This window comes from Nonomuraea sp. WAC 01424 (genome assembly GCF_003947315.1).
GTDB classification, from domain to species: Bacteria; Actinomycetota; Actinomycetes; order Streptosporangiales; family Streptosporangiaceae; genus Nonomuraea; species Nonomuraea spiralis.
Window position 1 is genome coordinate 1 of record NZ_QHHZ01000038.1, and the last position, 26,906, is coordinate 26,906.

The 26,906-nt window shown below is 62.0% G+C and carries 9 protein-coding genes; 1 reads left to right on the forward strand and 8 read right to left on the reverse strand.

From position 1 onward, the window contains the following. Positions 1 to 228 precede the first annotated feature (228 nt). Entirely contained in the window at positions 229 to 726 is a 498-nt protein-coding gene (locus DMB42_RS52035; RefSeq protein ID WP_185845343.1) for a DUF3883 domain-containing protein, read from the forward strand. A gap of 263 nt (positions 727 to 989) precedes the next feature. Here the strand turns inward: DMB42_RS52035 and DMB42_RS52040 are convergent, their stop codons facing one another. The 8 genes from DMB42_RS52040 to DMB42_RS52075 form a co-directional block, all read right to left on the reverse strand. After that, on the reverse strand, positions 990 to 3,179 hold the full coding sequence (locus DMB42_RS52040) for an AIPR family protein (protein ID WP_125649622.1): 2,190 nt from the start codon (positions 3,177 to 3,179) through the stop codon (positions 990 to 992). Between the two features lie 30 nt (positions 3,180 to 3,209). After that, positions 3,210 to 7,292: an Eco57I restriction-modification methylase domain-containing protein gene (locus DMB42_RS52045; RefSeq protein ID WP_260478442.1), complete on the reverse strand. Its 4,083-nt coding sequence runs from the start codon at positions 7,290 to 7,292 to the stop codon at positions 3,210 to 3,212. Between the two features lie 7 nt (positions 7,293 to 7,299). Then, complete coding sequence (locus DMB42_RS52050) at positions 7,300 to 10,182, reverse strand: helicase-related protein (RefSeq protein ID WP_125649626.1); 2,883 nt, start codon at positions 10,180 to 10,182, stop codon at positions 7,300 to 7,302. Positions 10,183 to 10,609: 427 nt separating this feature from the next. Continuing rightward, complete coding sequence (locus DMB42_RS52055) at positions 10,610 to 11,806, reverse strand: McrC family protein (protein WP_125649629.1); 1,197 nt, start codon at positions 11,804 to 11,806, stop codon at positions 10,610 to 10,612. Beyond that, positions 11,803 to 13,809: an AAA family ATPase gene (locus tag DMB42_RS52060; protein WP_125649632.1), complete on the reverse strand. Its 2,007-nt coding sequence runs from the start codon at positions 13,807 to 13,809 to the stop codon at positions 11,803 to 11,805. The genes DMB42_RS52055 and DMB42_RS52060 overlap by 4 nt, the downstream gene beginning before the upstream one ends. Before the next feature lie 129 nt (positions 13,810 to 13,938). Then, a complete protein-coding gene (locus tag DMB42_RS52065) occupies positions 13,939 to 18,027 on the reverse strand; it encodes an Eco57I restriction-modification methylase domain-containing protein (protein ID WP_125649634.1) in 4,089 nt (1,362 codons plus the stop codon). Continuing rightward, the gene (locus DMB42_RS52070) at positions 18,024 to 20,882 is read right to left on the reverse strand and encodes a DEAD/DEAH box helicase (protein WP_260478443.1); all 2,859 of its coding nucleotides are present in this window, start codon (positions 20,880 to 20,882) and stop codon (positions 18,024 to 18,026) included. The genes DMB42_RS52065 and DMB42_RS52070 overlap by 4 nt, the downstream gene beginning before the upstream one ends. Then, complete coding sequence (locus DMB42_RS52075) at positions 20,879 to 26,041, reverse strand: DEAD/DEAH box helicase (protein ID WP_125649637.1); 5,163 nt, start codon at positions 26,039 to 26,041, stop codon at positions 20,879 to 20,881. The genes DMB42_RS52070 and DMB42_RS52075 overlap by 4 nt, the downstream gene beginning before the upstream one ends. Positions 26,042 to 26,906 lie beyond the last annotated feature (865 nt).

Sequence of the window (26,906 nt, forward strand, 5' to 3'; positions counted from 1 at the left end):
GCCGGCCACCTTCGGGCAGCAGCGGCTTGAGCCGCTCCCACTCCGCGTTGGTTAAGTCACCTCGACCCATAGGCCCATCGTGACGGCCTAGACACGATCAGTCAGCAGATCTAAGAAACAGCTCCTAGCGGTACGCAACAGTTGCCAGCACCGATGCCGACTCGTGCCCCGCGGCCGCCACTGCCTGACCTTGGGCACGTCCGGTCCTGGGAGGCAGCGGGAGCAGGCATGCCACCGCAGCGGCGACAGGCATCCTCAGGTGGGGGTCGTTCCATCAATTGGTCGCCGCGCAGCTACCAGGAATCTGAGGATGACCGGGAGGTGGGCCGCCGGGGCGAGGAGATCATCCTCGGCGTCGAGCGGGAGCGAGTCAGGCGACTTGGCTTTTCACCAGATCGCGTGAAGTGGATCGCCGACTCCGTCCCCGGCGCTGACCATGACATCGTCTCAGTGGACGACGACGGCGCCGACTTGTGGGTCGAGGTCAAGTCCACGACAGGACGCCAAGGCAAGTTCAGCTGGCCCGCCTCGGAGTTCCGGCTTGCAGTGCGCGCCCGTCGACGCTATGTCCTCTACCGCGTTTACGAGGCTAATACGACGGCTCCGTCCTGGTCCCGCATTCGTGATCCAATCGGTTCTTTCGACGCCGGGAACCTGCGCCTTGACCTCAACAGCCTCACCGGAGACGTTGGACCCTTGCACGAATCCACTGATTCGGACACATAGCCGATCTGCAGTTGCAGGGCCACTGTGGCCCAGTTGCTTGATCTCTGCTTCGAATGCGTCCGCACCGGTGATCTCGGTCGCATGCCCCAGGGGAATGGCCCGTGGTCGTGAAGGCCACGCGTCATTCAGGGCCGGTTCTACACCTGCCGCCAGGGACGTAACTAAGTTGAATTGCGGTACCCCGTTGTAGAGGGTCGAGACGATACTGCGTGATGGGTTTGATCTGCGAAAACACCTGTTCGGCATCTCAGCGGTATGGGATCTCAGCGCCAGCCGATAATTTGATTGCGCAGTGCATCACGTAGGTCCGTCCAATCGCCGGCGATCGTCTGCACTCGCATGCGCCACTCCTTTAACATGTCCTTGCTGTCGAAGTCGCGTGGCAGCGCACCTTTATCCAGCACGCGGCCAAGTTCATGACATGCGAACGGTGCTAGCTTTGCTACGACGGATCGCCAGGCCCTGATCGCATCAGAGGCGGATAGGGGCGTGCGGAATGCAAGGCGGAAGGAGTGGGCTATCTTGCGGTCAAGTAGGTCCTCCATGCAGTCACCCACGGCGGCGACCATGAGCGGAATCGAACCGGGCCGATTGAAGAAAGACCGCTGATCTTGCTTCCCGGTGGGAAGTTCGTTCAATTTCTGTCCAAGCAACGATCCCTTATGCTGCTCAATTGCGCGCATCAACCCCCAGCAAAACAAAAGATGTAACGCACTAGTCGCATCTGAAAAGAGTCGCCCGTAGAGTGCGTCGTCCTCCCAAATTTGCCCCCGTGAATGGAGAGCGATGCCCGGCTGACCGTGGAACGCTACGAGGGCTTTGGCTGCTGATGTGGTCTCGACATCGATATCGCTGGGTCGTCGGGTGTCGATTCCACGTCGCCCGCCCGTGTACCCGATCACCCCAAGTCTGTCGAACTCCGTGACTAGCCGGCGCTGTACAGTATCATTGCTGCGGAAATCCGACGGCTCTGTCGGGTTCTGTTGATTATTGAAACGGATAATATCGCGGACTGTCGCACGGTCCGCGCACGTAATGAATCGTATCGGGATCCGCGCATCTGCCAGGGCAGTTGGGTCTGCGAACTCTCCTAGAGCGCCCGTGGTCTGTGCTCCGTTGACAATCGACATACCGCTGACGAGGAGCCGTTTTGCCTGGGAGTCATACTTAGCGTCGTTGACGAGGGCAGTAACCCCATTATTGAATATCCAGAAGTTGTATGGCTCTTTCTCTAAAGTCCGCCGGATGTCCGCATTGATCTTCTTGCGCTTACCAAGAAACCCGCGGACATTGGCCGAGAACAAGAGGTCGCCGAATTCCCAGTATTTGCCCTGCAGCCAGCTAGCTGGGACTGTCACCGAGTGCGCCTTCCATTTGGGTCCGAAAGCTTCTATGTAGGATTCTACATCCACGCTGAATTCCTCGGTCACGAGGATTGGAGTCACAGATGTTCGGTACCATGCCGCTAGAGTATTCCGTCCGATCTCTTCGGCCCGCACATCGACTTCTGTCTTGTGGGAAGCGAGCACACTTGACACTAGATTTTCAACGGCCGCGAGCTCGTCGGCCACGTGCTGCGACTCTGGAAGATTGTGAACATACCAAATGCGAACTTCTCGGATTAGGCCATCACTGATTTCTTGACGGACCTGCTCGACGGCAGGTCTTATTCGCTGAGGCACGCGTGCAATATCGTGGGTAAATACCCAGGCAGCGGCCTGATGGAGGCTAGCCGCTTTTCTCTGAGGAGCTCGATCCTTATTAGTCTGCTCAGCCTCATATCCTTGGGCCAGGACCACGAGCCCAGCATCAGGATCTACATACAGGAAATCGCATGACTTGTCCTCGCCCCCATCTATTAGCGCTTCGGCAGCGACCGTATGAATGTCGGAGATGTCCAGGATTAGTTCAGCGGCAAAGAGTAGCCTGCTATTTGGCCCGTACTCATGCTTATGAAGATCAGCTCGGCCGCTGATAGCTTGCTCCATCGCCGCTACACCGCCATCGTCAAAAAGGGGTTGTATTGGGACCGCCGGACGGTGGCGCCTGTCTGCAGATATACGTTTCGCCACTGGACCGAGGACATCATCACGCCGGTCTCCCAGGAGCTCGCGAAGCTGCTCCGCACTCACGCGCTGTTCCCTTGCTGCGCGATCTTGTGCACTGAAGGCAACCCCCTCACGCTCAAGTATCTCTCTGGGGGCATCACTGCGACCGTGTTCGCCCCAGTGAAAACCCTTGGCGATCTCACCTCGTGAATTGAGCACACGGTAGGGATTAGGCAGTCTTGGGTCAGTCATGTAACGGCCCACGACGATCGGCGAAGTGTGGAGGAGTTTTGCGAGCTCGCCGTAAGTTGTCCAGTTGCCCGCTGGCAATACACGCAAGATCTCAACTAGCGCCGAAATGTGTCGATCCGAGAGGCTTTGCTGCCGATCAAGGGGATTGCTCACGGTCAGGGCTCCTGGGCTATGTCAGGTAGGTCAGTGATTTGGATGACGAGATCCCCGACCGGGCGGTGGGTCGAGGGGAGTTCGGTATGAACCGCCTAGAGTCGCAGCATTCGCCATTGCGTCGTAGGTTTCCAGGATCATTGCTTTGGTGCGCGCGAATCGAACTGGATCACCATTCCGCAACGCTCGAAAGCTATCCATGATGAATACGACATCGTCACGTTCCACGCCGTAGAGATGGAAGTACGCGGCGTCCAATTCGGCGCGTATCGAGAAGCGGCGCTCGTCGTTCCACACGAAAGGAGGTCCCACGTCACCAAGCTCGCGAGCGAACAACTCCATATCCCAGGCCGTGTATGTGAGCTCCAGCGCTCGCATCTCGACCCAGTTCGCCAAAGAAGCACCACGTAGCCATTCGACCGGTCGACTGTACCGTTCTGGCGGAACCACTGGCAGCTGCTTGAGGATAAAGAAGGCCATTGACGTTCCGGTGAGCTTCTGACGAGAGATGTAGTCGAGCACGAAGCTGCTGAGATTCGCGAGTAGTAGCGGGCCATGTCGTTTCGGCATAATTAGTGGGAGATTGTGGCCCACTGCAACCCAAGGTAGTGCTGTTGCGATCAAGGTCCGCTCGTCGGAACTGCGAGTGATATCGCGCCAGCCGATCAGCCAGTCGCTGTCCCAGCGTCCCTCGAGCCGGCCGGCAATTTCTCTTTCCTCTACCCAGTAACGTGGAAGCACGACGAGATCAGCGTTGGCGTGCTGCTCGGGTGTTAGTCTGGGCGCCATTCGCTTGGCCGGCTTTGCTTCGATGACGGTCTCGTATGTTGAAAACCGATGGTCGAAGTGATGAATCATCTTAGCCTCGTAAAGCGGAATCATGCGCTCCGTGTTCTGGCCCACGTTTCGGACATAGACGTTACCTTGCAATCGCCACCCCCCTTCTCTGATCTCCGCGTCATCTTGAGCGCGAAATAGGTGCGAATCATTCGCCAGATGCAGCATTGTCGAAAATGACAGCGACCATGGGTTTGACTCTGGATTGTCTCGCCACAGCACCGGAAGCCGGTCGTAAATCTCGCTTGTGATTTCCGCATCGCGTCGCGATTCGAAAACTGGACAGGTCAGCGTGTTTGGGTTGATCTTTTCGATATTTTCCGGAGTAAGTGAAAACTTCGCCCCTTCGAGCGACTCGGCGCGCTGCATCCGAAATGCCAGTTCGATTGATCTGACATTCAGTGCACGGCCAAGCATGGTGAAGAGGCAAAATCGAAACCGTCTGTGCACTCCCTGTAGGACTTGCTTTTCGTTTTCGAAATCGAATAAAGAGACAAGCGCGCGCTGTCGCAATAGGTCTGCAAAGAACTGTGCAGTTGTGGCGTCGGTGGCGATGCCTGAAGGCAGTACGAGACCGCATCGTCCGCGTGGGCCTGTAATCGTGTGGGTGGCCTCGGCAAACACCGCGTAGGTGCTCACGTCGCCATGGCCGGTCAACGGGTAACGGCCTGAGTCGCGGAACAGTTGCAACCAGCCCATCGACTCGCGCAGAGCCGCTTGATACTCCTGGTACATCGCTCGTTCGGCGAGGTCATCGGCATCGGCGAGTGTCTTGATAAGCTTCTTGCGCGTGACGGCATCTGGCGCTCTGGAAATTTTCTCGATGCGGGTCGCGAAAAATTCCTTATCCTGCAGCTTCACCCGGCCCCACGGAGGGTTGCTGAGCACGCACGAGAATCCGCCTTGCCAGCCCGTGTCAGGGTTGGCGTCGGTGGTATCTCGGTTCACTACTTGGAAAATCTCCGGGAACTCGAGGTGCCAATGAAAAAAGCGATACTGACTGGAAATCTTCCCGAGCAGTTCAGCGCTATCGTCGGATAGCGGAATGTTCTCGATCAGTTTCCGGATCGTCTCCGTTGTGATCGCGGGTGGAGCATCTTTTCGCTTAGGCCATACGAAGGCTGCGCACCAAGCATCGGCAATCTGTTTCCGATGTAGCTCCGCCGGCAAGTTTTGGAGTTCGCGGTTGCGGTGGGCCTGCTTGCGCATATCAGTGAGAGTAGTGCCCTGCAAGGTGGTGATCTCGCTGTCATCGGGACTGGGCTGGAGGTTTCCGGTGTTGATGAGGATGTCCCCGTCGACCAGATTCAGCTGCCCCAAAGTTCTAGCCCTCTGGTTCGCGGTTCTAAGTTCGCGTACGACTGCGGGGTCGTCGTCATCGGCTACCTTGAAGGCGGCGTCCGGGATACCTTCTTTGAGTAGTTTAGGGGTCACGCCCAGCAGGGAGTTGCCAACCTTAATGTGCGCGTCAAGAAAGGCCAATGGCTTCCCTGGTTCTAACGACTCCAGCCATAGGGACGCCTTAGCTATTTCAGTGGCGAGTGGATTGATATCGACACCGTATATACAGTGTCTGGTAACCTTGCTAAGTGCGTCGCGGATTACTTCGGGGGTCGGTTCGTCATCTCCCGCTTGTATGGAGGCGTATCGGCGGGCGATACGGCGGGCTGCTGCGACAAGGAAGTGCCCGGACCCGCATGCGGGATCACAGACCGTGATACTTAGCAAATCGTCTGCAACGCCGGAGGCGGCATACGCGTCGATCACTGGGTCAAGAGCGGTGTTGAGCAGTGACTCGATCAGCGGTGTGGGTGTGTAGTACGACCCTCTGGTTTTGTGTTCGTGGTTCGGGCCCCTCGCTTCAAGCTGGAAGCGCAAGGCTGCCGTATCCGGCTGCGGCTCCAGCTCAAGCAAGGATTCGTATACATGACCTAGGTCTGCTGCGCTGAGCTCTGCGAAGGCGATGCGCTCGCGCCCCCCTTCCCCGTCGGAGATCTCGCTCAGCAGCCGGATCGCGGTCAGCAGTCGGTCGTTCGGCAATTCACAATCGCGCAGAAAGTCAGGTGCGGAGGCGTCTTGTCTCGGCGCGCCGCTGGGGAAGTACAGGCCGCCAAGCTCAGGAAGGGCCAGCTCAGGCTTGCCTCCCTCAGCGCTGAGAGCGTTCAATACGATCAATACCCCGCACCAAAGATCGCGGTGCCTATCACCGCGTCGATGCCTAGCGATATGACGTAGGCGCGCGGTGGAGAAGTACGTGCTGTAGCGTTCCCGGGCGGCCTGGAGATCGGCCTCTCGCTCGGCTTGCTCCTTGTCGAGCTCGCCTAGCCGGGGGTCGGGATCAGGCTTCAGAAGGACACCACGATCTTCGGCCACGAATAGGAAGATCAGCTGGTAAACCAGCCGTAGGAGTTCATGCTGGAACGTTTCGGCCGAGATCCCGCCGTGATGTGGCCCTCGTTGCAGTGCATCGCGCAGGGACGGGTTGACCTGGATGAACCCAGTGCCCAGCTCTTCTAGCGCCTGTTTTATGCCGGCTCGCAGCTCATCCCCGACCCGAAGCCGGGTCTCTACCGCGTACGTCCGCCACTGCTCTATCCAGCAGTCGAAAGGTGTCGCTGATTCGTACGCAGGCGCGGAAAGCTCGAATCGTGAGAAGTGCAGCAGAGCGAACAGCGACACGAAATCGGCATAGAGCTCACCGTCAAAGATGGCTTCTAGATCGAACTCGACATAGGATGATCCGAACAGTGCGGCTGAGGCGCGCAGGATGCGCAGTAGCTTGCCATTGGAGAGCACACCCCAAAGGTGATCGTCGCTGGCGTCTAGAAATTCCTGCAGCATCGACTGAGGTGCTCGGACGGCATTGCTGCCGCTGTCATCGTGCTGGTCGAGGCCACGATCCCACCCCACAATGTGGATCGGCAAATGGCCCCACGCGTGGCTGATCGGATACGACTTCGCTCCTGCGGCAAGGTCGCCTACCTGTGGCACTCGGCCGAAGCCGAGCTCGCTCAGCAGCACCAGCAACCAGTGTTCCCTAGTCAGTGTCGCCGTCGGCGCGCTGGTCGGTTGATCTAGCAGTTTCCGGAACGTTCTGTATGTACCGAGTAGGTAATCCCAATGGCGGCTGGCGGCCTCTTCCAGTTGCTCGCCTGGAGGCAGGTAGTAGTCCTCGGGCCGGCTGCCTGGCAGGGGGCCCTTGTCCTTGGTGATGCGTTTGAGCAGGTCGTGGCTGAGCAGGCCACCCTCGATGCGGATCGTGAAAGGGGCTGTCACGGGCGCCTCATAGCATCTCGCCCGCAGGTGCGAAGACATAGACGCCGAGCACATCGGCACACTTGTTGGCCTCTACCTTCAAGCTGCCCCTTTTCCTTCCAGCTGCCATGCGGAGTCGTTTATGGGCCTCCTGAAGCCGCGCGGCTAGCTCGTCTCCGCGAGCGGTGAGCTCATCACGCACCTCTCCAAGCTCAGCCACCGCGCGTTTGGCTTGGCTCAGCACGAACTCCTCCGGAACGTCCTCCGGCTCCGCGCTCAGTAATGCACTGATCTCCTCAGGAGGGAGCCATTCGTGGCTCGCGGCGCTGGTGCGGTAGGCGAGCATTTGGGTGTCCTCGGCAATCACGGTACGGGGTTGGGCCACGCCGCTATACATGAGATGGAATCGATAGCGCACTAATAGTAGGACAGTCCGGGTGCCTACTGCGGTGGTCTTGGTTACGCCGTACCGGGCGGCAGAGCTGCGATGCGGCTCTTTTTCCGTTGCTTCGCCATTGCCTGGTGCCTCCTCTAGTGCGCTTTCGAACACAATGCGAGCGAGCTCCGCAACCACAGGATCGGTGCGCACGAGTGCACGATGGCCGGGCGGCACGGGCAGGTCGTCATGGAAGACCAGCTCATTCGCGCTGTCAGCCAGTCCGAGTGCGTCACGTACGGTAGGGGCTAGGTCTGCCGTCTGCGCGGCAAAGCCGTCCCGGGTGGGAGTGAGAATGGCGCCATACTGCTGGAGCGCCTGCCTAACGAAGGCACGTACGTCTGCTGGCGTCCCTAGGGTGGAGTGCAGGTCGGTGATTAGGTCCTTTACCTCGTCCGGGGTGACTCCGGGGTGAGCGTACTTGGTGAGCGCCATGGACTCCCGGTCGGCAGAGCTTTGCCAGGCACGATGCAGGTCGTCTCGCTGCGTGGCGACAGTGGCATCCAACGCAAGCTGTTCGGGCTGCTTTCCACGGAGCAGCAACCCCTCCATCAGGGCATTCAGTACGCCATCGGCGCGCACGGGCACCGGTACGGCCAAGCCGGTCTGCCGGGCAATCGACTGGTGTTTGCGGATTAGGACATCAAGAACGACGTTGTCGATGCCATTGTCCGCGCCGTAGAGGGTGATGGATCGCACATAGGCGCGTCGCTGGCCGAATCGATCGATCCGGCTCTCGCGTTGCTCATGCCGCATCGGATTCCACGCCAGGTCATAGTGGATGACTGCTTGGAAGTGCTCCTGGAGGTTCACACTGGTCGATAGGGAATCCGTGGCCACGAGCACGTGCTGCCCTGGTTGATCTGTTAACCGGTTGATCCGCGTAACCCGCTCGTGTGGTGGCCGTGCACCGGTCACCACATCGACAGCCGCCTTCTTACGAAGAGTCTTACGCAGATGGTCAGCAACGTACTCGGCAGTTGCGATGTACCGGCAGAACACGATCGGGTCGTAGCCGTCCTTGAGCAGAGCCTTGACCTCGTTGATAACTGTGGCGAGCTTGGCGTCGTGGGTTGTGCCCTCCAGCGCGAGGGCTTCGGTAGCTAGTGCCTGCAGGCGTCCGCGGGCGCTCTCCGGTAAGGTCTCGTCATTGGCACCCGGCGCTGTGTCGAATCCCTCCAGCGCCGCGCCCTCGAGCAGGTCGTAACCGCTGGATTTGCCCAGCTCATCTGCTTCGGTGATGGTCTCAGCCGCTGCTGCTGCCGAGCGCGCCTGAAAGGTGGCCGCGGCGGCACGAGGCGAAGAGGCGACAGAACGTAATAGGGCAAGTGCCGACCACCAGCGCATCCGACGGGTTAGCTCTCCGTCGGCGCCGCGAACCGATTCGCGAGCAAAGGCGAGCGTGCGACGGTGGAGATCGGCATAGTTCGGCGTATGGTGGTAGCCGACCTCGCGGAACTGCCGGTCTGTCGGGAATAAGGTCTCTTCATCGAGGTAACGGCGGATATCGCGGCGGCGACGCTGAATGAAGTGCCTGCCCAGTTCTTCCCGACCCCGGCGCTGATCTAGGTCCAGCTCGGCGAGCTTCGGCGCAAGCAGACCGAGTAGCTCACGGAATGCGCCCTTGCTACCCGAGTGCGGGGTTGCGGTGACGAGGAGGAGATGACGAAGGCGTCCATCGGGCAGTCTGTTGTCGGCGATCCTACGCAGAAGCTGATACCGCTCCTGACGTTGCCCACCATCACTTGGCGAGGTGACGCATGTGTGCGCCTCGTCGACGATGATGAGATCTGGGCAGGTACGGGCAAACAGCTCGCGACGCTGCTCCTGTTTGAGAAAGTCCGTGGAGACGATGGTGAACGGGTATCGCTCGAAGATTGAATCGCCTCCTGCTGCCCGTTGAAGATGTGCGGCAGTCGAGGGCAAGACCAGCTCTGCCTCAATGGCAAACTTTACGGCCAATTCATCCCGCCATTGCTCGGCCAGCGTCGGTGAGCACATCACCGCAAGTCCTCGCGCGTCGCCCTGGGCAAGTAATTCCTTGGCGATAAGTCCAGCTTCAATCGTCTTGCCGAGACCAGTATCGTCGCCGAGAAGCAGTCGTACTGTCTGCTGTCGTAGGGCGAGCAATAGGGGCACGAGTTGGTACTGCCGCGGAGTAACAGCAATTTCGGAGAGCGATCGCAGCGGCCCGGCGTTTGCCGCGAAACCCAGCTGCAGCGCGGTACGCAACCGCAATGCAGCCTGATGGCTCCCGATGACTCCCGGGGTAGGCGCCGGCGGCGGGAACTCCGTGAGATTGATCTCGTCTTGGAACAGCCCGGCCACGAACGTGCCGTCACCGTTTAATGGGCGGGCCACCACGAGGTCAGCGGTACTCTCCGGCAGTACCACCCAATCACGACCACGGGCGCGCACCAGTGTCCCCGGTGGAAAGTCTTGTACCGAGGGATTCCGAGCGGAAAGGCTCGTCATCGGGCTCTCCACCCGGGCCGGAAGACGCTAGAGAACATGCTCCTTCTTTGAACCCATGCCTTGGCACAGCAGAATCGGACCATCGGCTGGCTCAGTCCGACCGTCTGAAAAGTTCCGAGTTCAGTGACGTTAACTGGGTTGCCTCTCATGCCAGTGAGATGAGCCTCCATATTCTCGGTCGGTAAGAATTGACAATAGCCGAATGTTTCAGTTCAGTCGCTCCAACCTGATTAAGCGTCAGGCCGATCATGGTTCAGGGTGACCCGCTGTGGCCTCCACATCCGTCCATATGCCGTTTCGTCTGGCCGACTCTATCGACTCTCATGATGGCCTGTCTGCATCCATGCTGGATCTGTTTCGACATTCGGGCGCATCGCGAGCACCCGCAATGCATGGGAGTCAGTCGCTGTGCTGATCGCGTCAAGCCTTAAGTAGATGCTGCAGGATGGGAAAGAGCGAGGATCTGGTCGGCGATCGCCTGGACCTGAGCCCGGATCTCGTCGATAGGGGCGGACAGGTCCAGGGTGTGCTCGAAGAGTTCGATCCGTGGGTTGATGATCTGGTGCCGCCGGGTCGGCTCGCGGTTTCCGCCGGCATAGACAATGTGACCCTGCGGGCTACCGAATCTTGCACAATAGGCAAGCATCTGATATCGGTATTCGGCCTTCATCGGTTTCGCGCTGTACTTCGCATCGATGATCGCGTGCGTCCGGTCGCCCTCCCACCAGCGAACGTCCGTTTCCATCTTCAGCTTGTTCGCAGTATCTAGGTAGACGACGCCTTGCGCGTTGCAGACGCCGCCATGGGGTGTGAGAAGTCCGCCGAGCGCGTGCTCAAGGAAGTCCTCGAAAACCTTGTCCATGTAGAACAGCAGGCCGTTGACTGTCAGTTGGTTGGAGTTTCCTTGGAATTCGAGGGAGCCTCCGCGGAGCACGAGGTCGGCCAGGCCGAGCGCAGTCTGGTATCTGGCGTTCGAGGGAGTGGGTGTCCAAGACGGGACGGCGCCTGGGCGTGGGGACGACGCACGGTTCAGCAACCGCAGCAGGTCGTGAAGCCTCGCCTCCGCAGCTGACGCGACGCCGGGCAGCGTCAACAGCCGTTCGGTCGCCGCGCGGAGCACGCGTGTCTCAGGCACGTCGAACGTGAGAGAGGAGTACTCCACTTCGATGGGGAGCATCTGTCCGTGGTGGCGGCGTAGCTGGTCGGCTTCACGAATCCGCCCACGGACTACTGGGAGAGCCCGCGACTCCCGACGGTAGCCGTGCGGGAGACCGTATGCGAGGGCCTTACCGGTCGCGTGAAGAAAGGCGTAGGCCATCGCGGGCAGCACATGTGGCTGATCCCACGCGGTCACCTCCTGCTCCTGCCAGCCTCTTTCCACCTTGTCGTAAGCGAAACCCAGGAGGAACCAGAGACGACTGATCGAAAGCTTGGGCTTGATGCACAACTCCAGGTCTGGGAAGCGAACCGCGCCGACCCGGAGCTTTGCCTTCAGTCGATAAGGCGTCCCGTCTGGCTTCCTGCCAACCGTGGCAATTCTCTCCTTCTCCAGCGCATCAGCCGTGGTGGGCGAAACCATCGCCGTGACCCATCCGCCGCCTTCGTCCAGGGTCACCACAGTCATGAGCGGGTGCTCCGGAGCGCCCTGAGGCTGTATCTTTCGGCGGGATCGACTCCATCCATGACGTGGATCTCGCGTAGAGCCGGGATTATTTGGGTGGTCCACGCCCGCTCCAGACTGCCTTCTGAGTCATGGAATATCCTTCGCATCAGGAAGGACGGGCCGATCTTGAAGTCTCGCTGGGCGATGGCGTCGTTGAGCTTGTCGAGGAGATCCGCGCCTTCCAGTGCGAGTTCCTCACGTATCAGCCAGCGGCGGAGCAGACCCTTGACCGGCTCCTGTGACGGATGCATCTCCTTGAACCAGAACCGGCGGCGCATCGCGGCGTCCAGCGGGACCGTCGACCGGTCCGTGGAGTTCATTGTTGCGATGATGTGTAGATTCTTTGGCAGCGTGAAGGATTCTTCGGGGGAGTACAGCAGTCGGACCGGCTCGCGAGGGTAGTCGAGCAAGACGAGTAGTTCACCGAAGACCCGGGACAGCTCGCACCGGTTGATCTCGTCTATGACCAACACGAAGACCTGCTCAGGCTGACGGTTGGCTGCGGTCACCATAAGACGGAGGGGTCCATCACGCTTCACCAGGCTCAGCGAGCCGCTGCCGTCGTCGCCGGGCCGGTAACCTTCGAAGAAGTCCTCATAGGCGTAACCAGGATGGAACTGGACGACCATCGTGTTCTGCTGAGAACGATCCCCGGTGAGGTGGCTGGCGAGTTTTTTCGCCAGGTAGGTCTTGCCGGTCCCTGGAGGCCCGTCGAAAATCAATTGCGGTCGCTCGCGGAGCAGCTCCACGCACTCCTGTAGCCAGTCGTGCGGCAGTAGTAGCTCCTCTGCCAGCTCTTCGGTCACATCGGGCAGGGCGAACGACTCGGGCTTAGGACCGTCGCCGACCAGGGCCCGTAGGTCCATGAGACATTCGGTCAGATCGACCACCGCGTATGACGTGATCCGGGAGGTCACCGAGTCCGGGAGGTCCATCAGATCGATGGGTTCCATGGTGATCCACTCGACTGTCCTTCGGAGATTAGACAGCCCACCAGGTGATGCGAGGAACAGCGGTGGGCCAGTGATCCGGCCGAAGTGATAGGCGGTGTCCACGTCACTGGCGACGATCAGATCGCCCTCGCGCATCTGTGAGAGGAAGGCGAAGAACTCCGTGGTCCTTTGACTCCGCTCGCTGTAGGTGAAGGAGCTGTAGCCGTCCTCCACCGCGGCGTGCACGATGTCCCGGCTGACTCCCGGCGGCAGCGGCGGAAGTCGTTCGGCGCGAAGCGAGCAGAAGCCTTCCGATTGCCACAGCCCCATGAGGTTGCGGCCGTCGACGTCGGTGGTGACCAGCCAGGCCCGCTGCCCTTCGGCAGTGGTGTGAATGAGCTGTGCGAGATCGACAGCTTTCAGGCGCTTACCCGCCTCGACCAGGCCATTGATGTTATCCAGTCCTTCGCTCCGCAGCGAGTTCAGCCAGTCGCCATGGGTGCGGGTCTCGGTATTGGGGACGTGGCCTTCCTTGGATAGCACCCTGCGCCAGCCGTCGGGACGATCGGCTTCAAGCAACGCGGTCAGTCTCGCGGGGGTGACCTTCGCGATCCCAGCGACATCATCAGCCGCCGCCCATCTGCCCTCCGGGATGGCCCCGGTGAGCCGCTCCGCCTCCCAAAAGTTCGTCTGCTGCTGCTCCCAGTTGCGATATTCGGCCATCTTGGCCGCGCCGAAGGGTCCGGGCTCGGGATATTTACGCAGTGCTGTTTTACCGGCGGAGGTGATCTCCCACCCCTCGGTTCCCCGGTACAACCAGCCACATTTGACCAAAGAGTTCGTTTCGTATCTGAGCATCTCCTCGGCGGTGGCGCCACCCCGGCCCGAGCGCGTCCACTCGTCCTCCAACTCGGGGTAGCGCTCCTTCACCCTGCCGTAGGCGGCTCGAGCCGGCAGGGGGTTATCGATCTGGTTCAGCTCGTGAAGCAGGGCAAACAGCGCCTTGGCGGTGATCTCTTCCGTGGAGGGCATGGCGGATCCGATCGGGTTGGGGGTGCCGAAGGGGTGAGATAGGTGAAGCTGATGCGACCGTGCCAGCTGCCACCGACAGCGCCAGGAACTGTCGGGACGTGTGCAGGTCAGGCGTGCGTTCGGGTACGTCTACCGCGCGGTCGCGGCGGTGTGCCGGAGGCCGGACCCGGGAGCGGGATGTAGATCCGTCGCGTACGGCTTCCGGCCGGCAGCGGCAGAGGCCATCGCGTCGTAGATCTCCAAAATGCGGGCCCGAGTGCGGGCAAATCGCTCCGGATCGTTGCGCTGAAACGCGCCGAAGCTGTCCATGATGAACGCGATGTCGTCACGGGCCACGCCGTACAAATGGAAGTAGGCGGCGTCCAGCTCGCACCGAATCTCGAACCGGCGCTCGGCGTCCCAGCGGAACGGAGGCCCGGAGTCGCCCAGGTCTTCCGCGAACCCCGCCATGTCCGATGTCGTGTAGGACAGCTCTAGCACCCGATCCGACACCCATGTTCCGAGCTGTACGGTGGGCAGCCACGGACACGGACCGTCGTACACGTCCGGTGACAACACCGGGAGCTGGTGTAGATAGCCGTAAGTGAGGTGGGTTCCTGCGATCTTCTGGCGAGTGACGTAATCAAGGATCAAGGATGCGAGATTGGCATAGAGCCAGGCGAGGGGACGGCCGGTGATCATAAGGGGAAAGGTGTGCCCCACGGCTGTGCGCGGAAGTAGTCCGGCGATCAGGGTTCGTTCATCGGTGGCGCGGCAGATGTCGCGCCAGCCCAGGAGCCACGATCGATCCCAGCGGTCACCGAGACGCTCGTCCACCTCCTCCTCGGAGACCCAGTAGCGGGGCTGGATGGCGTACTCCGGGTTGTCCTTGTCAGACAGGCCGGGGCGAGGAAGGGTGCCCATCTTGGCCTGGGCCTGGGTCTGGCCCAGGTAGGTGCCGTAGCGGTGGTCGAAGTGGTGGATCATCTTGGCCTCGTGCAGTGGGAGCATCCGCTCGGCCTCCTCACCCTCCCCACGGAGGTAGACGTTGCCCGCCAGCTTCCAGCCGTCGCGTTCCAGCTTGGGGCCGTTCTGGAATCGGCGGGAGTCGTTCGCCATGTGGAACATGGTCATGAATGACAGCCGCCAGGGGTTCGCCGGGCGCTCATGCAGCCGATCTGGGTGGGCCTCTCTAATCAGCACTGGGACCCGCCGGTAGATCCCAAAGGTGATTTCCGCGTCCTTGCGGGACCGGAAGAGCGGTAGTGTCCCGGTGTTAGGGTTTACCAGGAGGATCTCCTCGGGCGGCAACGTGAACGACCGGCTGGGCAGGTCGCTCATTCGGCGGGCGCCGAATGACACGGTTGCTGCGGGCACATGCGCCCCGGCGATCGTCAGCAGGCAGAACCGGACACGGTGATCGACGTCCCTGCTGAGTAGGAATTCCTCGTTCTCGAACTCCAGGAACGAGGCCAGCGCGCCGCGTCGCACGAGATCGCCGAAGAAGGGTGCCGTGGTCGCGTCGGTGGCGATGCCGGTTGGCAGGACCAGCCCCGCCGCCCCGCCGGGGGCCAGCACCGTGCGAGCGGTCTCGGCGAAGACCGAGTAGGTGTTGATGTCGCCCTGCCCAGTCAGCGGATAGCGGCCGGAGTCGCGCAGTAGGTGGGCGACATCCGCCGAGCGGCGCAGCGCCTCAGTGAAGCGGGTGTGCAGCAGTCGGTCGGCGTCGTCGTCACTGGTCGCGAGATCGTCGATCATCCGCTTGCGGGCAGCGGCATTGGGCGCCTTCGCGATCAGCGGATCCCGATCGGCGAAGAACTCCTTCTCCTGGAGCTTGACCCGCTCCCATGGTGGGTTTCCCAGTACGCAGGAGAATCCGCCGCTCCACCCGTTCTCGCCTGCCTCATCGGTCGCGAACACGTCGGGAAATTCCAGATACCAATGGAAGAACGCGTAGTTCTTCGTTAGATCTCGGAGAAGATTTGCGGAATCCTGGGATAGCTCTTCTCCGCGGTGCAGGGCAGCCATTGAGGCGTGGGTGATGGGTTTGGGGGTACCGGGCGTCTTCGGCCAGACGAATGCGGCGCACCAGGCGTCGGCTAGCTGTTTTTGCCGGGTACGTTCCGGGTCGTGTCGCTCAAACTCCCGCAGTCTCAGTGCCTGCGCCCGGATCGTCGGAAGGGAAGCGTCGGGACGCGGTGTGATCTTTCTGACCGCCGCGGCGATTCGGGAGTTGTCGATCTTGATCTCGTCATCCTCGCCGAACGACAGCATGGCCTGGCCGCCGGCGATGCCCTGTCCGCCGCTCTCGGCGCTGTTGTCTGCACGCAACTGCGTCGCGTACTCGGGGTCGTCTCCGGGCATTGGCTTGTACGCGTCGCCGGGGATACCCTTTCGGACGAGTTTGGGAGTTGCGCCCAGCAGTGAGTTGCCCGCCTTGAGATGTCCATCAAGGAACGACAGCGGGCGGCCTGGCTCCAGGGATTCCATCCACAGCGACACCTTGGCCAGCTCTACGGCGAGGTGGTTAACGTCCACGCCGTACACACAGCTAGCGGTGACCAACCGCATGGATCTGCTGATCTCCGCTGGCGACGGTTCGGGATCGCCACAGACCATTGCGGCATGCCGTTTCGCGATCCTGCGGGCAGCAGCCACCAGGAAATGCCCAGAGCCGCACGCTGGATCGCAGACGGTGATACTCAGCAGTTCATCGGGGTCTCCGGTCCGCGAAACCTGGTTGAGGACAGGATCTAGCGTGGAGTCGAGCAGCGATTCGATCAGCGCGGCAGGAGTGTAGAACGACCCCGTCGTCTTACGTTCGTTGCCGGGCAGTGGCAGCAGCACAAACGCCCGAGTTCCCGGTTCGACCGTAGGTCGCAGCTCAAGCAGCGACTCGTACACGCTGCCCAGTTCCTCGGCTCCCAAATGTTTGAAGTCGACCGTCGTGACTCGGCCGCCATCCTCGGTCACCGAGAGCGAGTAGACGGCCGCGAGCAGGTCCTCATTGGAGATTACGCATTCACGCAAGAAGTCCGGGGGGAGCCGATCAGGGGCGTCAGCCGTACCGGAATTGCCATCATCCGGAGAGTTGTGCTCAGGCCGGAAGAACAGACCGCCGAGACCAGGCAGAGCGAGGTCCGGGTTTCCCCCATCGGCGCCGAGCGCGTCAAGCACCATGACGGTCGTGCGCCATAGGTCGGTATGGCGGTCACCGGGCCGGATCCTGGCCAGCCTGCGCAGCCGCCGCGTGGAGAAGTAAGTGTCGTATCTGTCTCTGGCCTCGGCGATGTCGAGTCCCGGGATCGATTGCCCGGCAGGCAGCAGCAGGGTGCCGCGATCTTCCGCAACGAAAACGAAGATGAGCTGGTAGACCAAACGCAACAACTCGTGTCGGTAGTCGTCAGGAGTGAGAGTTCCGTCGGTTAGCGCCCTATCGACGCGCGGGTTGAACAGGCGGAAGCTGGTGCCGAGACGTTCGATTGCGGCCTTCGCCCCGGCTGCGAGCCGTCGCCGGAACGGCACTCCGGTGTCGATTGCGTACTGCCGCCACTGTTCCAGCCGGCAGTCCGCCGGGGTTGGTTCGGCTCCGTCCTCGCGTGGCAGCGGCTCGAACCTCGACTGATGCAGAAATGCGTACAACAGAAAGAACTCGTTGTAGACGTCCCCATCAAAGATCGCCTCAAGGTCAAACTCCACGTAGGACGATCCGGACAGGGAGGCGGAGTCCCGCATGATGCGTAGCTGCCGCCCGTTGGACAGCACTCCCCACAGGTGATTGGGTGAGACGTTGAGGAACTCCTGGAGCATCGACTGAGGGGCACGAGTCGCCTTGGTTGCCTTCCGATCGAGGCTCACATGCCAGCCGGTGAGGTGGACAGGCACGTCCTGCCACAGGTGGCTGACCGGATAGGTCCGTCCGTCCACGGTCAATCCACCACGTTGGTACGGCAGCCGCCCGAAGTCCAACTCGGTGAAGAGCGGCTGCAACCAGCGCTCACGGGTGAGTGAGGTCGCGTCACTGCTTGAGGGCAGTCGGTCGAGTTCGGTGCGGTAGGAGGCGTAGACGCTGCGCAAGTGCTGCCACTTGCGGGCGGCGGCGTCGCCGAGCCGGTCTGTCCCGGTGAGGTGGTAGTCGGCCGGTCGCGCGGCGGGCAGGTCCGGGTCGCCGGATCGTACCTTGACGAGCAGACCGCCGGGGAAGAGCCCGCCGACAATCTGAGCGTGAGAGAAGATCACGGTGAGCCTCCGGGCAGGTAGACGTAGACGCCGAGCACGTCGGCCTCCGGCTGGAACTCCACACGCAACCCCTGGAGGTAGGCTCCGGCGAGTTTCCGGACTCGCCGATGCGCGTCCTGCAACTCCGTGGCGAACTCCTTGCCAAGCTCCCGTAGCTCCGGCTTGAGCGCGGCGGTCGCACGAACCGCCCATTCCATGTTCTGCTGGACCAGATCCGGCAGAACGTTGGCGTCGGGCTCCGCCGAGAGCAGAGCTAGCGCCTCAGCATCAGGCAAGCGTTTCCCATTGCGGTAGGCGAGCATTCGTGCGTCCTCAGCGACAAGGGTCTTGAGCTCGGACCTGCCCTGTGTACGATCCGGCATCGTGACGTGAAACCTGTAGCGGACCAGCAGCAGCATTGTCCGGCTCGGGACCGCGGCTGTTGAAACGACCCCTGATCGGCGGGCCGGCCGCTCACCCTTGTCCAGCTTATGATCCAGTGCGGCGTCCAGCACGTAGCGTGCCAGCCCGGCGACCGCGGGGTCGGTGCGGACCAGCGCGCGCTCCCCATCAGAAGCGGGCGGGTGCGGCCGGAACCTCAGCGGCTTGATGTCGCCGGCCGGCGGTACGCCGAGTGCCTGGCGTGCTCCACTGGGAACATTCGTAAGGTCGGCGGTGAGGATACCGGTGTCCTCATCGCGTACCACATGCGCATGGAGCGATTTGAGAGTGGTTTCGATAAAGGAGGTGATGTCTTCGGCGCTGCCTAGCGCCGCACGAACTGCCTCGATCTCGGGCTCAATCTCGTGCGGGTCCAGGCCGGTGTGGGCGTACTTCGTGATCGCCTTTGACTCTTGTTCGGCGCTGTCGCGCCAGACCTGCTCGGCTTGGACGGCGAGGTCCCATTCGGCCTGGAGAGCGTCACGCTGCTCGGCGAAGTCCAGGTCGAGTGGGAGTTGGTCGGCGGAGTCGTCGCGCAGCAGCAGCCCCTTGAAGAGCGCGTCTAGCACCTTGGCCGAACGGTCCGGGACCGGTACCGAGACCCCGGTGGTCTTCTTTATCTCGCGGCTCTTTCGCAACAGCACATCTAGGACGATGCCGTCGATGCCGTTGTCGGCGCTGTAGAGCGTCACTGCGCGAACCTCGTCACGAGTCTGACCGAACCGGTCGACCCGGCCCTCGCGCTGCTCGTGTCGGGTTGGATTCCATGCCAGGTCATAGTGGACGACCGCCTGGAATCCGTCCTGTAGGTTGACCCCCTCTGAGAGGCAGTCAGTGGCGACGAGGACCCGGCGGCCCTCCGCGGTGACGAGCTCTCGTATCTTTCTCAGCCGCTCCTCTGGTGGGTCCTCACCGGTCACCGCGTCTACAGTGATCTTCTTGCCAAACGCCTTGGCAAGCTCCTTCTTCAGATAGTCCGCGGTCGGAATGTAGCGGCAGAAGACAATCGTGTCGTAGCCGTTACCGACGAGGTTCTTCAATTGCTTGATTAGTGTGGCTAGCTTTTGATCCTTTGCTGGGCCCTTCAGCTCGTCGAAGGCGTCGGCGAAGGTCTTCAACTGCTTGCGCTGGACCACGTCGAGCAGGTCGTCGTTGGCGGCGGGAGCGGCGTCCACCCCCTCGGCAGGCGTCTCCTCCACCTCGTCAAGCACAGCAGCTCTGCCCAGGAGGTCCGCCTCGCTCTCGCTGGCCACTGCAGCGCCACCGCCTCGGTTGCGGAGCGTTGCTGCTGCGGCGGCGGGAGAGGATGCGACGGAGCGCAGTAGCGCCAGCGCCGACCACCAGCGGGTCCGATAGGCGATCCCGCCGTCGGCACGGCGAACCGAGGCCCGGGCGTACTCCAGTACCTCCCTACTGAGCCTGGCATACTCCGACTGGAGTAGGTAGGGCTGGTCACGTGTCTTACGACTGCGAGGAAATGCGGTCCGCTGGTCCAAGAACTGGCGGATGTCGTGCCGACGGCGCTGCAAAAAGTGCCGGGCTAGTTCGTCTCGGTGCCGCGAGTCGCGCAAGTCGAGGGCGGCGAGTCGGGGCTTGAGTAGCCCGATCAGCTCGCGGAATGCTTCCTCCTTGCCGCTGTGCGGAGTCGCGGTCACCAGAATCAGATGCCGATCCTCCTCTCGCGCCAGGTTCTTGAGCAACTCGTAGCGGAACTGCCGGTCTCGGGTGCCACTCCCGACGCAGGTATGCGCCTCGTCAACGATGATTAGGCCGGGAGCCTGCTGGACGAAGAACGCCCGCCGTCTTTCACTTTTGACAAAGTCGGTGGAGATCACTGTGATCGGGTAGTGCTCGAAGAAACCCCGATCCGCGGGTTTGAGGTTCTCCAGCCGGTTCACGGTGGAAGGAAGCACGGTGACAGCGGGTAGGGCAAACTTGTCGCGCAACTCGGCGGCCCACTGCTCGGCCAGCGCTGGGGAGCAGAGCACCGACAGTCCGTTCGCTGAGCCCTGCTCCAACAGCTCCTTGGCGATCAATGCGGCCTCGATCGTTTTGCCGATGCCTACGTCGTCGCCGATAAGCAACCGCACCGGATCCATCCGCAGAGCCAACAGCAACGGCACCAACTGGTAGGCGCGCGGCTCTACCGCAATTGCGGCAAGGCTCCGGAACGGACCCGCGCTGCCGCGGAACCCCACCCGTAGCGCTGTGCGCAGCAGCCTGGCACTGGTGTAGTCGCCTTGCTCGTTTAGGCTCGCGACCGGGTCGGGGAATGACGCTTCGCCGACCTCATGGGGGAAGAATCCCGCGGTGAATTCGGTGTCGCCGTTGAGAGGGCGCGCTACGAGAAAGTTCGGCGTGCTCTCGGGCAGGACCACCCACTCCCGGCCCCGGGCGGAGATCAGTGAACCGGGAGGATAGGCCAGCGTTGTCACCGGCGCTCCCCGCCGGGGCCGAACACACTCGGGTAACGTCTTGCCACCACGTTCCACTCCTCGTCGTATCGGAATCGGATGACCATCCAGCCTGCATCCATGAGCCGATCCTCGGCGGCCAGGTCACGCTCTCTGGCTGGGGCGGCGTCATGGTGGGGTCCGTCCACGAACACCGCCACGGAACCGCCTGCCAGACGGTAAACGAAGTCAGGCCGGGTTTGAGTATCGGTGATCAACTGCTGGGCCGCATCCGGCATACGGTAGTCGTACTTCTTCAGGAATGTCAGGAAATCGCGCTCGAGTTGACTCTCGCTCGACTCAAGCAGCTTCCCGACGTGCTCAGAAGGGCTGAGGCCGCCGCTCCCGCCGGCCCTGACGGAAGCGCCCGCCAGCGCGGCAAGAAGGTCCACCACCGCAAGTCGATCGATGGAGCGGTGATAGTACATGTTGCTGTAGGACAGTAGGCAGTCATAGCAGCCCTTCTCGCAGCGCTCCATGGCTCCGGGCGCCCGGTCCAGGTCCTCTTTCGTGGGACTCACATGGATGATGTCCAGTGCGGTCGCGGCGACCTTGGCCAGGAGCCCAGGCTCGGCGTGGAGCCGTCGCAGCGCGCCCGCGCCGCCCTCCGCGCTCTCGATGAACAGCATCCGTCCACGGTTTTCCAAGTCGGGCAGTTCCTCGCTGGTGAGTTCAGAGTCCTCCAACTGGAACAGGGCCTCCATGCCACGCTCAAGGGCGTACCGCAAGGTGGTCGCTGCCTCGGGCTCAACCGCGCGCGCCAGCCGTAGGACCAAGATGTTGCGGCGGTCCTCTACGAATGGGATGATCCGCTCCGGCCGGGCTGCCTGATCCCGGGTGGGCAGGTCGTCTTCGGTGGCCAGAGCCTTCTCTCGATCCCTTACTCGGGTGTCGCTCAACCAGGTCCCGTTAGCGGCATCTAGCCAGAAACCAAGCGGAGCGTCCTTGGGACGGCTGCGACGGCCCAGGTTGATCTTTCGGATCGTTGCGGTGTCACCGTAGACCAGTTCGCCGAGCGGAACCCCGTCGAGTGCGGTGATCTCCGCGGTGAGACGGCCGGAACGGGCCCCGTGGTCGCTGAACCGGTAGGTGGTCAGCAACTCGAATCCCGACCGGCGGCGCTCCTCCTCGTCGGCAGAGATGCGGGCGCGCGCCCGGGTGTAGACGGTCTGCATGGCCATCAACCGCGGGAGGATGTCGCTGAGCGGATGACCGCAGTTCTGGCACAAATCTAGGCCGGGTCCGCGCACATGCCAGTATCCACACGAAGCGCACAGCCGCGCTTCCTCGACGGCGACTGCCCCCGACTCGTCGGAGGGCACCTGGACCCGGGTGACCTCGAACCTTTGCCCCTCGTGATAGATCAGTGCGTTCGGGCCGAACTCGCTGATCGCCAGGAACCGAGACCGCTGGATGTAGCTGCCATCTCTGCTCTTCTCCGGCGGGATGTACGCGGCCAGTGGTAGCCGAGGGAAGGAGTAACCCGGTAGGAAGCCCTCGGAAGCAAAATACCTGTAGCTGTAGAAGTCGCTGAAGGTCTGCTCGCCGTCCTTATTCAAGAGCAGGCTCAACTGGTTCTCGGCCTGTGCCCGCCGGGCTTGCGCACTGCGCTGGTCGTTCCTGCGTACTGAGGCGTCCAGGACCCTACGGTGCTGCTCCTCGCGGTCGGCCTTGGCGTTGCGGTAGAGCGCCCGCCATCGGTCGCAGGCGTCGTCGAAGGATTTCGGCGCGAAGCGAATCACATCCTCGATCCACCTGTCGTGCCACCAGGCGCTTTCCTCGATGCCTGGCACCCATGTCAGGATGTCCCTCGCGCGGATGAGCGCGCGCCGCTGAGCTTCGGGATCGGTGAGCTGAGAGCGTAGGCCCTCGTCCAGGGGAAGCATCTCCAGGTTGCTTGTGTCCAAGATGTCGCCCAGGCTGCCGCCCAGCCTGGCATTGGTCTCAGCGAGCCAGATGGCGTGCACGTGCGAGCGGAGCAGGTCTTCGTTGGCCAAATCTAGTCGGGGCGGGATTACCCGGCCTGCGACCATTCGTTCTGAGCGGCGAAAGTAGTACTGATCGTGTGAGTTTCCAGTGGCGCAATAAGTGGTGACGAGTGCGGGCTGACCGCTTCGCCCAGCTCGGCCTGACCGCTGAGCGTAGTTCGCCGGGGTAGGTGGCACGTTACGCATGCCAACTGCGTTCAGCGTGGAGATGTCCACGCCCAACTCCATCGTCGGCGAGCAGTACAGAAGTGGGAGCCTACCTGCGCGGAACGCCTTCTCCCGAAGTTCTCGGTTCTCGTTGGTGACCTGAGCGGTGTGCTCGGCGGCGTGGATGCCGACAAACTGCGGTGAGTGGTCCCGGTAGAGCCCTCGAAAGAAGGGATTCACCCGGGCACCGGTCTTGACGGTCTTACGCAGGATGTCGAGCACGCCGCTGGAGCCGTCACCTGCCTGCCAGATGAGAACCGAGGCCTTCAGCCGGTAGCCGGGGGCGCCGCTGGCACGGTCCCGGGGCGCGTCGGTGAGCAGGCCCGCGTCGAAGAGTGCGGCAAGCAGCCATTCGATCATCATGTCGGCGTCGTCGGTACGTAGCCGATGCGGCCATTCCTTGAACTCACGGTCACGGCAGAGGAACCGGCCGAATGCCGCACGCCCAGTCAGGTAGAGGCCGGTGGTGCGCCGTCCGGGCGGAGCCGGGGCGGCGAAAGCCGTTCCCACCTCGGGGTCCGCGGAGTTCTTCGGTAGCGACCACGGGCCGGTCAGCAATTGGTCTGAATCATGCTGTAGTCGCTCGAAGCCCTCCTTGGTTAGTATTTCGACGTCAATGGCGAGCGCACGCCGAATCTCGTCGAGCAGCACCCGGCATACCTTCTCTCTATGCGCCGGGGGGTCGTATCTGAGCGCAGGATGAGCGCTTTCCCAGCGCTCCTGCTTAGAGGCGAGCTCAGCCAGGTCCATATAGTCGAATTTGATGAGCCCGGTCTGCTCCAGGTTGGGCATGTTGACCCGCCAGCCACGAGCCAGGTCCAGATAGAGGCGGTACTCCAGAGTCTGCCGGAACGCCTTATCGATCGACCGGCGCACACCAGTGAGTGGGTCGGCCACTGCGGAGTAATCGGCGACGTCTATGCCGAGCGCCCCAGCCACCCGTTGCGCGAGCATTTCATGTGTGAGACCTTCCTTCTCCCCGAGCGCGGCACGGTACAGGGCACCGCGAAGTTGGGTCACCAGGACGAAGTCGTTGACATGGCCTGCCTGAAGACTGGCGTCCTGCCGGTTGTCGACGAAGGTAAGCAACTTGCGAGCAGGAGGCTCGGCTGCCGTGCGCAGGCTCCGATAGACACTGGTACCAATCACCGTGAGCGCGGAACTGCGCCCCTCATAGGCCCATGTAGCCACCCGGCCGAAATCCTTGCCGCGTAGTTGCTCATAGGAGACCCCGCATTCGGGGTGAAGGCAGAAGCGGAACTTGCCGGGGATAAAAGCTGCCTCGACGCCGTGCTCCGGACCGACCTGAGTGCCATCCGGCGAAACCACGATTGACCGCGGCAGCTGACCTCTCTTGCTCGGCTTGATCTGCGGCGGGCCGCTGGAGGGGGTGATCAGCCAGGTATCTGGCAGCCGATTCGCGCCTAGCGGGTCGGCGGGCCAGGGGTGATCTGGATTGACGTACAGGTAGCCAAGGTCCTGCGTGTCGTCGAGGAGTTCCTCGGCGTGGCCGGGGGCGAATGTTCGCTGCCGAGCGTTGAACGTCACGGCGAAGTACTCCTGGCCGCACTCACGGCAGAAGGCCAGCGGGAAGAGTGTCTTCTCCCGCGCATGCGGCACGCTCACCTGATAATGACTGGTCAGATGGCGGTCGGCCGGCGGCTCCAGACTGGCGTAGATGGTCTCCCCCTTGGAGAGAAACTGGTGCAGTCGGAACGCGAAGAGGGGACGTCCCGTCCCCGGCTCGCGAGCGGCCGAGCCTACCCGGAACATCTCCTCGATGGCGCTCTTGCATCGATCCTCAGGCAAGCCAGTGCGGGCTGCCAGATCGGCCGCCACATACGGAATCTTGGTTGGCTTGCGACGAACAAGTCGGTTGGTACCAGGCTCGGCATCCAGGCCGAAAACGGACTCGATCCAGCAAGCGAAGGGGTTTGCTTTGAGGTCGGAGTAACCAAGATTTCTCCAGTCCTCGGAGATAACGGCAGCCTTCAGTTCGTCGTCGTCTGCTGCCTGGTCGAGCGTCGCCCGAACCAGGCTCTCTCCGATAACCCTTTCTGGGAGAACCTCTATCCCGAAGATCTTCGAGGCGACCTTGGCGACGTCCCGCTGCTGATCAGCGAAGACGTCGCTACTTGCCATCGTGGCCGATGTACCCACGCACTGAACCTCGGGGGCATCCAGCGCGTTCTTCACTCGGCGTACGAGCAGCGCGACATCCGCTCCCTGACGGCCTCGATAAGTGTGCAGCTCGTCTAGGACCAGGAACCGCAAGCCGCGGGCCGCCTCGATGAGTACCTGCCGCTCGTGCGGCCGGGTCAACATGTATTCGAGCATTACGTAGTTGGTCAGCAGGATGTCCGGCCGATTCCTGAGGATCTCATCGCGCCGCTCTAGGCTCTCTTGACTGGTGTAGCGGGCGAATGTGACAGGGCGGGCGTCCTCGGGAAAGCCCAGGTTGAGATATTTGTCGAGTTCTTCCCACTGGCTGTTGGCCAAGGCGTTCATCGGGTACACCACAATGGCCTTGATCTGGCCGGGGCGCGGGTCACGCAGGACGGAGTCGACGATCGGAACAATGTAAGTGAGGCTCTTCCCCGAGCCCGTTCCGGTAGTAAGTACGTAACTACGGCCGTCCTGGGCCAGTTCGACGGCCTCTCGCTGGTGGCGGTAGAGCGTGAGCGGCGATCCGGGTAGCCCTTCCTTCTTATCGCGGAAGATCGCGTCGCTTCCGGGGTGAAGAACGTCATCGGTGATCAGCTCGGGTATGGTGCCACCGGAGACAAAGCGCGGATTCAACGAGACCCAGGGGTCCGGCCAGCGCGTCTTCAGCTGAAGTTCCCGATCAACGTGAGCGGCGATCGCCTGATCGCGCACCTCAACGAGCGAGGACGTATAGGACTCGTAGTCGCGGATGAGCCGTTGGTGAACTTCGAATACGTCCATTTCGCTCACACTCCTGATCTCGCCCCAGAGGGGCCACGCTATCGGCCACATGGGCGTGGACAAGGTTATGGCGTCCAGGACGGGACATGCAGCGTGGATGGCGACGTTATGTGCCCGAAAGGCCCCGTCGATGTGTGGGTGACGGCGGCTTCTCTACAGGTGGGAACGGTCATAGACCAACAACGTAACCCGCGTCCACCTGTGCAGTGATGGGGAGAGCAGAGGTCACATCGTTGTCCCACCGGTAAGGAGAGCGGGCCAAGACCGGGATGCTCGGTGGGCCGGGGCTGAGGAACGAAGTCCCGGACCGTCGATCGCCCCCAACCACGGACGGCGATCGCCCCCTCAGGCGATCGTAAGGGATGCATCTGTGCGGCGGCGCGGCAACCCCGGTCGGAGCTTTCGGTTGGGACGGTGCGGCAGGCGTGTGGCGGTCGGCCCGCAGTCCCTTCCCGCCGCCTTGATCAGCTGTCAATGCAACTCGGCAGATCTTTGTGTGGCTGAGGTCCTTCATGCCGCTGGATGCTTGGAGCATGTCCGTACGACCGACGTCTAGCCGTGATGCGTCTCGCGTTGTTCAACGATTTGCTGTGGTGCTGATAGCGCGTGGGCGGCGGTGGCCGCGACCGGCCGAAGAGCCGCAGCGCGGCCGGCGACCGCCCAGGCGCGGCAGGCCGCCGTAGGCGGGCTGCCCTTGAAACCGTGGAGAAAGTCCTCATCCAGTCGTCGATCATGCCTTGTCCTGTCTCGCTTGATGGTTGACACTCTGGCCTCGCTTGATGCTTGACACCTTGATCGTTATCTGAGCCTGCTCGTGGCGTTATCGACGCTTCGGGGGAGGCTCGGGTGGCATTGGTGGAGTTGA